General features: G+C 71.3%; 6 protein-coding genes. All 6 read right to left on the reverse strand.

Annotation, left to right across the window (positions count from 1 at the left end):
- Window positions 1-11: 11 nt before the first annotated feature.
- On the reverse strand, window positions 12-1,007 hold the full coding sequence (locus tag ACFVW8_RS37315) for a hypothetical protein (protein WP_389698170.1): 996 nt from the start codon (window positions 1,005-1,007) through the stop codon (window positions 12-14).
- Window positions 1,008-1,062: 55 nt separating this feature from the next.
- Window positions 1,063-2,340: a transporter gene (locus ACFVW8_RS37320; RefSeq protein ID WP_389698172.1), complete on the reverse strand. Its 1,278-nt coding sequence runs from the start codon at window positions 2,338-2,340 to the stop codon at window positions 1,063-1,065.
- Between the two features lie 4 nt (window positions 2,341-2,344).
- Window positions 2,345-2,920, reverse strand: a complete 576-nt coding sequence (locus ACFVW8_RS37325; RefSeq protein ID WP_389698180.1) for a hypothetical protein — start codon at window positions 2,918-2,920, stop codon at window positions 2,345-2,347.
- 14 nt (window positions 2,921-2,934) lie between these two features.
- Window positions 2,935-5,064, reverse strand: a complete 2,130-nt coding sequence (locus ACFVW8_RS37330; protein ID WP_389698174.1) for a hydantoinase/oxoprolinase family protein — start codon at window positions 5,062-5,064, stop codon at window positions 2,935-2,937.
- A 129-nt stretch (window positions 5,065-5,193) separates the two neighbouring features.
- Complete coding sequence (locus ACFVW8_RS37335) at window positions 5,194-6,780, reverse strand: FAD-dependent oxidoreductase (RefSeq protein WP_389698176.1); 1,587 nt, start codon at window positions 6,778-6,780, stop codon at window positions 5,194-5,196.
- Complete coding sequence (locus tag ACFVW8_RS37340; RefSeq protein ID WP_389698178.1) at window positions 6,777-7,799, reverse strand: LacI family DNA-binding transcriptional regulator; 1,023 nt, start codon at window positions 7,797-7,799, stop codon at window positions 6,777-6,779. Before ACFVW8_RS37340 ends, ACFVW8_RS37335 begins: the two co-directional genes overlap by 4 nt.
- Between the last annotated feature and the right edge of the window lie 324 nt (window positions 7,800-8,123).

Consider the following 8,123-nt stretch of genomic DNA (forward strand, 5'->3'; position numbering starts at 1 on the left):
CCACCGCCGGGTCAGCCTCGCGCCATCGCGATGACGCCCGACAGCCGTTCCCCCGCCTCGTAGATCATGTAGGGGACGCCGCCGTCGGTGCCGAACGAGGGCGCGGCAGCGCGGCCGTTCTCCGGCGCCGAGGCCGTGGACGTGTAGAACACGCCGAGGTGGTCGCGGCGGCTGAAGTCGTTGCCCACCTCGGTGATGAGCAGGTTCCCGCCGTTTTCCTTGTTGGAGTTGTAGACGACGTACGTGCTGCCGTTGCGGTACAGCAGGTGCGGACCGCCGATGTTGACCGCACCCACCTCGTCGTGACGCACGAGCGGAGTCTGGGAGAAGGTCCAGGTGCGGCCGTCGGCGGACCAGCCCCAGCCGATGTCCCGGTGGTCGGTGGTGTTGTTGATCATGAAGACCATCACGTACCGGGCCCCGTGCGAGGGCAGATCGTGCCGGAAGACACGGGCGTACGACGTCTCGGTGGTGCCGGCGGGCATCATCGCGGTGCTCAGGACCCCCTTGTCGTAGGTGAAGTTGATGCCGTCCTTGGAGCGGGCCAGGCGGGTGGTGGTGTTCTCGCCGTGGAAGTAGAGCCACAGCTCCTTGGCGTCCTCGTTCCACATCACGTGCGGGGACGAGACATGGCTGACCTTGTAGTGCGGTGACCAGTCGTTGCGGACGATCGGGTTGTGCGGATACTCCGTGAACGGGCCTTCGAGGGAGTCGCCGTACGCGAGGCAGATGCCGCCGGGGGCGTCATGGGGCGCGTAGTAGAGGTAGTACCGGCCCAGCGGTGACGCGATGCGTCCGGCGACGCCCCGGATGCACGGGAAGATGATCTCCCCCGTCGGGTTGTAGGCCAGCTCGGACGGGGTGAGCAGGGTACGAACGTGCTTGTACGCGGGGAATCCGCCGGGTACGGCGGCCGCGGCGGGGGCCGTGCCCAGGCCCCCGGCCGCTCCGACGGTGAGGGCGGCAGCGCTGCCGCGGAGGAAGAGACGGCGGTCGAGAGGAGACATCGATGGCTCCAGATGGGGTCGGAGGTGCGAGCGGGGAATCCGGTGCGGGACGAGCTCAGAGGTAGTTGGCCGCCGTGACGCACAGCCCGCCGAGGGCGACGGCCCAGACGTACGGCAGGGTGCGGATCATGACCTGCTGCGGGGAGACCCCCGCGTACTGGGCGCTCCACACGGTCTGGGTGCTGGTCGGATCGGCGACGCCGAAGACCTGGTTGTACGAGGTGGCCAGGCCGAGGACGGCGACGGCCGGGTAGATGTGCGCGGCGATCAGGACGCCCGCGATGCCGGCGCCCAGGCCGTAGACGTTGAGCGGGCCCCGGTACAGGCACAGCGGGACGAGCAGCGTGAAGACGGCGACGAAGAGGACGGGGTTGTCCGGACTGACCGCCTTGACCAGCGGTTCGAGGGCGGAGACCGCACCGGGCAGCTTCACCGCCGCGAGCAGCATGCCGATCGCGACGAAGAGCACGATCGGTGGGGCCGCCACCTCGAAGCTGCCGTAGAGGGTCCGCAGGAGACGCTTGCCGTACTCCCCGGGGCGGGTGGTGGTGAGCAGGGCGTAGAGGACGCCGGCCAGCAGCGAGGGAATGATGGCGAGTTCGAAGCCGAGCGCCAGCACGAGCGGCACCACCGGAGTGAGCAGCGCGTACCAGGGTGCATCGCCCCTGCGGCTGCGCTGCGAAGGCCGGGCGGGCGCCGACTTCAGCGCCCATGCGTGCTCGACCCCTTTGCGGCGGGACTCGATGAGGACGAAGAGGACGGCGGCTGCCAGCGCGAACGGGAACAGCTTCAGCATGAAGCCGCGCACGACGGGGACCGGGAGTTCGAGCGCGGTGGAGAAGAACTGCCAGATCGGCAGTTCGAACGGCATTCCGGCCGCGATGCCCATCAGGATCGTGCCCGCGGCGGTCACCTTCGGAATGCCGACCGCGATCATCGCGGGGATGCCGATGATGCCGGCCAGCATGGCGGCGGGCGCCGAACCGGTGACCGTGCCGACGAGGGTGGACACGGCGAGGACGCCGAGCGCCACCACGACCGGGCGGTCGCCGCCGAACTCCACGATCTTGCGGACGAGGGTGCCGGCGATGCCGGTCTCGTCGAGGAGCCTGCCGAGCCAGGAGCCGAGGATGATGGCGATCATCGTGGCGGCCAGCAGCGGCGCGCCGTTCTGGACGACTCCGTCCATGACGCTGTTCTCGCCGGTCAGCGGGGCGCGGGCGGCGAACGCGATGGCCACGGCGAGCAGGACCAGGGCGAAGGCGGTGGGAATCTTGCGGGTCAGCATCGCGACGACGCCGACGGCCATGATGAGCAGGATGACGACACCCATGGCGTCAGTTCTCTTTTCCGGAAGTCGCGGCCACGAGGGCGGCGGTCAGAAGCAGGGGGCTGCGGCCGAGCCCGCAGACGGTTCGGGCGTAGGCGTGCGCCGCGATCTCCTCGGCGCCCGCCACATGGCCGTACACACGGTGGCGGCCCAGGCGCAGCACGACGTGGTCCAGGGCGTGCTTCAACTCGCGTTTGGCCGGGCCGTGATGGAGCTGTTCGTGGACGGCCTCATGGGCGATGGCGGCGGCGCGGACCGAGCCCGGCGGGTACCAGTGCCGCCAGCCGTGCGCGTCGATCGTCTCCTCGGCCAGGGCGATGGTGTCGGTGAACAGCTCCACCGTGGGCCGGGGCCGGGAGCTGTAGCGCGCGAGCAGACCCAGCGCGAGTCCACCGGAGCTCTCCACCACCCGGGCCCGGCACTCCACCGGGGCCAGCCCCGCGCCGAACCGCGTGGCCACAAAAGCCCATTGGCGCAGCAGCACCGGATCACGTGTCTCGTGCGTCGGGGTCCCGGCCAGCAGCCGCATTCCGTACGTGAGGTCGTCGACGGCCGCGAGCCGCTCCGCCGGGGAGACGCCCATCGGGAGCGCGGCGGTCACGACCGTGCCTCCAGGACCGCCACCACGGGTTCGTCCGCCGCCCGCGGGCGCAGTTCGCCCGCGGCGAGGGCGAGCAGCGGCTGCGGATCGAGAATGCCGGAGAGGTCGACGATCCGGGCGCCGAGCAGGAGCCGCAGGGCCGGCGCGCGGACGCCGCCGTCACCGTACGACGTGGCCTCGGCCACCAGCCGGGCGAGCAGCTCCGGTGCGGCGGCCACGGTGGTCGTCTCGACCCGGGCGTCGGGGGCGTGCAGACGGACCACCCCGTCGGTGTCCACGACCCGGACCGGCCGCCGGACGGCCCGGAACCGGCGGCGGACCTCGGTGCCGTACACGGTGTGGGCGGGCGTGCCCGCCAGAACGTGCACGGCGGACGGATCGGCCTTGAGGCTCGCGGCGGCAGCGCGCAGACGTTCGGCGTCGTCGGCGCGGTGCGCGCGGTCCTGGGTGCGCAGTTCGGTGGCGCCGGTGGCGACGGCCCGGACGGTGGACGTCTGCGGGTCGACGGTGACCTCGACCTCGACGCCTTCCGGGGAGGCGCCCTGGGCGATGACCGCCTGCTCCGCCTCGGCGCGGACGGCGAGGATCTGTTCCTGTCCGGCCCCCGGGATGATCCGCTCGATCTGTTCGCGGACCAGGGCCAGGGCCACCCCGATGGGGCTGATGACCTCGGCATGGGCTGCGGTGCGTCCCGTCAGCCCGGTCAGGGCCGCGAGGTGCGGGGTGACGGCCGCCGCGCCGCCCCCGCCGCCGACCAGGACGACAGCGTCCTCGTCGAGCCGGTAGTCGCTGATCATGGCATCGACCGTCCTGCGCACCTGCGCGCAGCCGGCGTCGAGTATGAGGGTGGCGGCGGCCGCCACGTCGATGCCGAGGTGACGGGCGAGCGGTGCCAGGGCGGCCCGGGCCACCTCCTGGTCGCAGCGGGCGAAGTCCTCCTCCCCGACCCGGCCCAGCGCGTTGGCGGCGCAGGTCATGGTGAGGGCGAACCGGCCGCCGGCCGCGTCGAGAACCACATGGTCCTCCGGGTCCCCCTCCATCGGGCGGACCATGGCGACCTCGGCGTCGCGCAGATCGTCCAGGGTGGCGAAACAGGCGTACGGCAGCCCCGCGATATGGGCGCTTCGCGGGCCGACGCCGGTCACCCGGCCGTCCGAGACACGGACCATGGAGCCGCCCCCGACACCGACCGTGCGGACGTCGAGCGCCGAGAGGTAGGAGGCCTTGCCGAGGATGGTCGCGTGCCGGACCGCGACCTTGCCGCGCCGGACGACGCTTATGTCGGTGGATGTTCCACCGGTCTCCAGGAAGACGCCCTCGCTGATGCGTTCCTGCATCAGTGCGCCCGCCACACCCGCCGCGGGCCCGGACAGGACGGTCAGCAGCGGTCTGCGGCGCATCTCGTCCAGTGACATCACACCGCCGTCGCAGCGCATCACCATGAGGGGCGCGGTGACACCGGCCTTGGTGATGGAGGCGTCCACGAGATCCGCGGTCGCCAGCATCCGGGGCAGGATCGCCGCGTTGACCACGGCGGTTCGGGTGCGCTTCTGGAGACCGTAGAGCGACGTGATCTCGTGGGCGGCCGCCATCGGCAGCCCACGCGGGCGGGCGGCGTCGAGCACGGCGAGCTCGCCCTCGGGCAGGTCCACCCCGAAGGGCTCACTGGCGACCAGCACCTGGGCGCCGTGCTCGACGACGTGATCGAGGGCCTGCGCCACCGCGGCCGAGTCGCCGGGGTCGGCGACATGCGCGTACACCAGGGGAAGCCGTTTGCCGGGGGCGAGTTCGAGTCTGGACAGTGCGGCGAGCCGGCGGGTGAAGACCGCCCCCGGGTTGCCGCCGATGCCGAGCAGGCCGACGGTGGCGACATCGCCCTCCAGCAGGGCGTTGGTAGCCTGTGTCGTGCCGTGGGCGAGGAAGGCCACGTCATCGGGGGCACAGCCGGTCTGTTCGAGCAGCCGGTCGAGTGCCTCGACGATGCCGTGGGCGACTCCGTCCTCGTGGTGATGGCTGGTGGGAACCTTCACTTGCCCCAGGAGTGCCAGGGTCGTGGCGTCTACAGCCACGGCGTCGGTAAAGGTTCCGCCCACGTCGATGCCGACGCGGATACGGTGCGTGGTCATGGTTGGGCACTTCCTTGTGCGTGTGGGCTGTGCTGCGTGGGCGGGTCGGGGGGACAGGTGGAGCTGTCCCCCCGACGTTCCGCGCCCCGGTGCGGCCGGAGGCGGAGACAGGGCGTGCTGGGTACCGGGTCAGTAGCCCCGGACGTCGGGCCAGTGGCGCTGGACTCCTGAGCGGTCGAGCAGCGTGGCGAATTCCGCGAACCTCTTGTCCTCCGCCTGGACGTGGTGCGGTTCGACACCCTCGGCGAGGCAGTGCGCGGCAAGCGCGCCGGCGACCTCGCCGATGTTCCACTCCACCGGATGGAGCCGGTAGCAGCCGTTGGTGATGTGCGTGGTGCCGATGTTCTTCGAGGCCGGCAGCAGATTCCGGACGCGGCGGGGGACGAGCGCACCGAGCGGGATCTCGAACGGCACCGAGCCGATGTCGATGTAGTTGTCACCGCCGGTGGACGGGTGCAGGTCGATGCGGTAGCCGCCGACCCCGACCGAGTCGCGGTACCGGGTGCCGCCGCGAGGACCGACGACATCGATGGACACGTCGTGCTCGGTGATGGTGGTGACGGCCTTGATCCGGCGCGACTCACGCACGTACGCGGACTTGGCCAGGCCGTCGGCGGTACCCATGACATCGGGACGGATCCGCAGACCGGGGAAGCCCGTGCCACCGTCCTCGCGGGGGGCCTCCGTCTGGAGCCAGTACAGCAGCGACAGTGACAACTGCCGTGCCCCGTGCAGCGCCTCGGCCTGGCGCTCGCCCACGTACGGCTTCAGCCAGTAGTCGTTCAGCGGCCAGTTGACGAGCGTGATGTCCGAGTCGAAGACGCCGTCACGGTGCATCTTGCGGGCCAGGATCCGGCGGAATCCCCACAGTTCCTTGTCCCCGGCGTCCGCGCTCTGGTCGGCGGAGACGTCGAGCGGATCGAGCTCCGGGTTCGGGACGAGGGTGCGCGGGACGGACTCCAGCGAGCGCGGGTCGGGGGCCTGGAAACCGAGCAGCGGACCGGGCCAGAAATCCGGCCGGTACGTGCGCCAGAAGTCGTAGTCATCGGGCCGCTCGATGGTGTGGTCCTCGCCCTCGTGATGAGAGAGCGCGAAACAGACGGTGATGCCCTGCTGGTTGTCCGGGTCGGCCGTCTCGGGAGCGTGCGGTTCATCGAACTCCGCTCGCGCCTCTGCGCCCAACGCGTGCTCCACACCCGCCAGTTCGAGCAGTTCACCGGTCTCGGTGGCATCGATGACGTAACGCGCCGCGATCGTGCGGCCGTTGTCGAAGGTGACGGACCGCACGAAGTCGCCCTCGGTCCGGGCCGCGACCGGCCGGATCTCCGTGAGCAGAGTCAGCAGCCCGGCCGAGCGGTAGGGCGCGATCATGCCCTCCAGGACGGTCAGCGCGGCACGCGGCTCGGCGCACAGCTTGCTGACGCGGCCGGCCCCCGGGTTGAGACCGGTGAGGGCCAGGGCCTCGGAGCGCATCGGGTACCACTGGCGGTAGTACGTGCGGATGCCCTCGCGCAGGGCCCGGTACGAGGCGGTGGCGCCGAACTGCTCGACCCACGGGTGCTCGTCCGGCGGCACGGCCTGTGCGGTGAGCTGACCACCGATCCAGTCGGTCTCCTCGGTCAGCACGACCGTACGGCCGGCCCGGCAGGCGGCGAGCGCGGCGGCGACGCCGCCCAGGCCGCCGCCCACGATGAGGATGTCGGCTTCGGGTATCACGAGTCTCCTTGCGAGGTGCGATGGACGGGCCCGGAGGTGGCTCCGGGCCGGAAGGTGCAGGCGACCAGAGGCTCCGGGGCGGGTTCCCCCGCGACGAGAGAGGCCAGCAGCCGTACCGCCGCGGCGCCCAGCTCCGGTCGCGGAATGTCGAATCCGGTCGGTACCGGGTCGGCGGCGAGATCCGCGGGAGGACTGCCGAGCAGGGCGAGGGACACGTCGTCCGGCGCACGGAGTCCGGCCGCGCTCACCGCGGCACACAGCGCACGCCAGGCGCCACCGGTGTCGGTCTCCTCTGCGACGAAGGCGGTGACACCGTTGTCGAGCCAGCCGCGCAGCCGCTGGGCGGTCAGCTGCCCCGCCGGGTCGTCCGAGCGGAACGCGTCGCCGTCGACGCCGGCCTCGGCGAGGCCTTCACGGAAGCCGCGCTCACGGTCGGTCGAGGCGGGCGCCTCGTCGTTCTCACGGATGAGCATGATGCGCTCGTGCCCCGAGGCGGCGAGATGCGCGACGACCTCGCGGCTCGCACTCACATAGTCGGCGCCGACCCAGGACAGCCCCTCCAGTTCGTCCCGTCGACCGAGGTGGACGACGGGAAAGCCCTCGGTGACGAAGCGGCGGAGCTGGTCGGTGGGGATGTGGCGGCCGAGGAAGAGGCAGCCGTCGGCGAGCCGCACACGGCCCAGTGCCTCCGGTGCCTGCGCGCCGGCGCCCCCGCTGCTGGACCCGGTGAAGAGCACCAGGTCATAGCCGCGGGCCGCCGCCTCCTGCTCCACGCCGACCAGGAACGGGTAGTACGAGTGCCGCACGTCCGTCGGGAAGGTCGAGGTGAAACTGAAGACGCCGAGGAGGTTGTTGTGCGCGGCTGCCAGACTGCGAGCGGCAGGGTCCGGGACGTAGCCCAGCTCCTGCGCGGCGTCGAGGACCTTCTGACGGGTCTCGTCCGAGATCACGACACCGTTCTGCTTGTTGGCCAGGACCAGCGAGACCGTGGCCTGCGAGACCCCCGCCAGGCGCGCCACCTCGGCCTGTCGCGGCCGGGACGTCCGACTGCGCGGGGTTGCCGAACGCCCTCGTCCGGACTGCCTGTTCTGGTGCTGCACTCTTTGCCTCCGGTGAACTAATACGCATTACTGATGCGCATTAGTCGAGTACTTTGATGCCGGGCGGCGGTCGGGTCAAGAGTTTCGACAAGGATTCCTGGCGTGAACGTCCGGCGCGGTCGCGGAGCCGGCTACGGAGCCGGCCAGGTCAACGAGGCCGCTGCGGAAGGGCTTGAACCGCGACGGCCCCGCTGCATGCGCAGCGGGGCCGTCATCACCGTCGGGCTTCCCTCTGCTGTGCCC

It is taken from the genome of Streptomyces sp. NPDC058221 (assembly GCF_042882365.1).
GTDB lineage: Bacteria > Actinomycetota > Actinomycetes > Streptomycetales > Streptomycetaceae > Streptomyces.